This is a genomic window from Deltaproteobacteria bacterium, assembly GCA_005879795.1.
Lineage (GTDB): Bacteria > Desulfobacterota > Binatia > DP-6 > DP-6 > DP-6.
Genome location: VBKJ01000240.1, coordinates 1 through 2,881 on the forward strand (window position 1 = coordinate 1; position 2,881 = coordinate 2,881).

General features: G+C 73.8%; 3 protein-coding genes. 1 reads left to right on the forward strand and 2 read right to left on the reverse strand.

The window, feature by feature from the left end; translation table 11 throughout:
- Positions 1-360 precede the first annotated feature (360 nt).
- Entirely contained in the window at positions 361-1,452 is a 1,092-nt protein-coding gene (locus E6J59_19520; GenBank protein ID TMB16051.1) for a zinc-binding dehydrogenase, read from the reverse strand.
- A 79-nt stretch (positions 1,453-1,531) separates the two neighbouring features.
- Here E6J59_19520 and E6J59_19525 point away from each other — a divergent pair, with 79 nt between their 5' ends.
- Positions 1,532-1,828: a hypothetical protein gene (locus tag E6J59_19525; protein ID TMB16049.1), complete on the forward strand. Its 297-nt coding sequence runs from the start codon at positions 1,532-1,534 to the stop codon at positions 1,826-1,828.
- 38 nt (positions 1,829-1,866) lie between these two features.
- On the opposite strand, the gene E6J59_19530 is transcribed toward E6J59_19525, so the two are convergent.
- Positions 1,867-2,881, reverse strand: a 1,015-nt coding sequence (locus E6J59_19530) for an FAD-binding oxidoreductase (GenBank protein TMB16050.1), incomplete at its 5' end; no start/stop codon positions are given.

A 2,881-nucleotide genomic window follows, 5' to 3' on the forward strand; every position in this document is an offset into this window, starting at 1 on the left:
GGGGCGCGCTGCTTGCCGGCGACGCAGCAAGCCCGGCAAGAACCAGGAGACCAATCGCCGCGCGTAGGCTGCTGGCTGCGTGGAACCCTCCTGACGGGGCATCGGATAAAGGCCCGAAGGTGACCGAACGCCCCATACTCGACGTCCCCCCTGCGCCCCGCCGGGCTGAAGATCCCCGGACTACGCTCCGGAGCCTGGACCACCCTCCGGAGCTGAAATACGTTGCGGACAAAGCGCCTGTCAATGAAATTTGCGCGCAACGGCGCCCGGGAAGTCTCCGAACAGGGCGTGGGGGCCTGGGTGGTGGCGGCCGGGCACAGCGGCGAGGGGCCATGTCGTCGAATGCGGGACCACGGTCGACTACGGCACCACGCACGAGTGGATGCTCGCCTCGCCGGGCAGCTCGCCGGCGAGGGTCTGGATCGCGCGCTCGGCGTCCTCGAGCGGGAAGTCGTGCGTGTGCATCTTCTCGAGCGGGACGCGGCCCGACTCGATGAGCCGGATGGCGGACTCGTAGGCGCGGCTGGTGACGGCGAACGCGCCCCGGATGGTGATCTCCTTGACGACGACCAGGTCGCTCACGAAGTCGGGCACGGCCTTCAACCCCTTCACTCCGGCCAGCACGATGCGCCCGCCCGCTGCCACGTAGTGGAGCGCCTCGGCCACCGGCTCGGGCGCGTTGGCGGTGACCTCGATCACCACCTCCGCCCCGCGCCCGCCGGTCAGCTCGCGCACACGCGCGCGGGCGTCCTCCCGCTCGACGTCGATCACGTGATCGGCGCCGAGCTCGCGCGCGAGTGCGAGCTTCCTCGCGTCGCGCGAGAGGCCGGTCACGATGATCGTGTCGGCGCCTGCCGCGCGCGCGGCGACGACGCTCGCGAGCCCGCGCTGCCCGGGGCCGAGCACGAGCACGCTGTCGCCCGGTCCGGTGGCGGGGATCTCGACCGCCCAGCGGAAGCCCGCGCCGAGCGGGTTGAACATGACCGCGAGGCTCGCCCGGATGTCCTTGCGCACCCGATGCACGATCGAGAGCGGATCGAGGTACATGTAGTCGGCGTACGCGCCCCACAGGCCGGGCGGGCGGTCGAGCGGGACGTAGCCGTGCCCGAAGAGCCCGCCGCGCCCGCGGCAGAGCTGGTAGCGGCCGCCGATGCAGGCGCGGCAGTGGCCGCAGCGGATGATCGATTCGACCGCGACGCGGTCGCCGACGTCGACGCCCCAGCGCTTCGCCGCCCGGTCGCCGATGCGCTCGATCACGCCGAGCGGCTCGTGGCCGGGCACGACGGGCAGGCGCACGGGCAGGACGCCGGCGTACTGCTCGGCGTCGCTCCCGCAGATGCCGCACGCCTCGATGCGGAGCAGCGCGCTGTCGTCGTCGATCTCGGGGACGGGCAGCTCGCGCAGCTCCAGGCGGCGCGGCGCGGTCTGCACGACGGCGCGGCTCGTCCGCATGGCGCATCCAAGCACGGCGCCGCCCGCCGAGTCCAGGCGCTTGCGCCGGACCGCCTCGTCGACGATGAGGGAGACGCGCATGCAGTGCTACCGCTGCGGGACGCCATTCGACGGCCAGCGGGTGCCGGTCCGCGGTGTCTGCGCTCGCTGCGCCGCGTTCCTCCACTGCTGCCGGAACTGCGACTTCTACGCGCCCGGCCTCGCCAACGACTGCCGCGAGCCCCGGGCCGAGCGGGTCGCCGACAAGGAACAGGGGAACTTCTGCGACTGGTTTCGCCCGGCGTCCACCCCGCGGCCGGCAGCCACGAGCGCGAGCGGCGCGCGCGCCGCCCTCGACGCGCTGTTCGGGAAGAAGCCCGACCGCGAGGACCGCTAGACCCCGCTAAGCCGAGGGCTCGTCCCGGCGGGGCGCCCTCAGAGCTCCCGGCCGGCTCGCCGCTGGAGCCGCGCCAGCGTCGCTCGCACGCCGATCCCGAGGAGCGGCTCGGGCGGGATCCACGCTGGTCCCGGCAGCGCCCGGAGGTCCCGCAGCAGCTCGGAGTCCGCACCGACCGCGAGGTCGGCGAGGAGCATGCCGGACACCGTTCCCATCGCGATGCCGACCCCGTTGTATGCGACCGAGGCGAGCACGTTCTCGGCGATGCGTCCGAAGAACTGCGCGCCGTTCAGGGTCACGCCCATGACGCCGCCCCACGTGAACTCGATCTCGAGTGCGCGCAGGGCGGGAAATCGGGCCTCGAGCGCCCGACGATGGATGGCGGCGATCTCCCGGTAGGCCGAGGCACCGACCGCGAGCTCGGGCGCGTAGCGGACCGTGTTCCGCACGAGGAGCCGCTGCTCGCGCGTGCGCCGCACGGTCGATCCCATCCGCTCCTCGGGCACGAGGCCCCATTCGGGCTCGGCGCCGGCGAGGGCCTGCTCGGCGGCCGTGAGTGGCCGCGTGAGGCTCGCGAACGTGAAGAGCGGGAAGACGCGCCGCGCGAGGAACCCCACGGCGGGCGTGTAGCCGTTCGTCGCGAGGAGCAGCCGCGGCGCCACCACGGCGCCCTCCGGCGTCTCGAGGCGGTGCGGAGCGCCGAGACGCATGGCGAGCACGGGCGATTCCTCGAGCAGGTCGACGTTCGGCGGCAGCGCGGCGGCAAGCCCGCGCACGAGCGCCGCGGGCTGGACGAGCACCGTCCCAGGGGTACGCACGGCGGCGCTGTAGTACCGCGTCCCCATGACGCGCTCACGCGTGGGTGCGTCGAGCGACGCGTACGGCTCTCGCATGGCCTCGAGTCCCCGGCAGAAGCGCTCGAGCTCCCGCATCCCGACGTCGCCGGCCGCGCCGTGGAGCCGCCCGCGTTCGCTCCACGCGCAGTCGATGCCGTGCTCGCGCACCAGGCGCCCGAGCGCGTCGCGTCCCGCCCGCTGCAGCCGCACGAGGCGC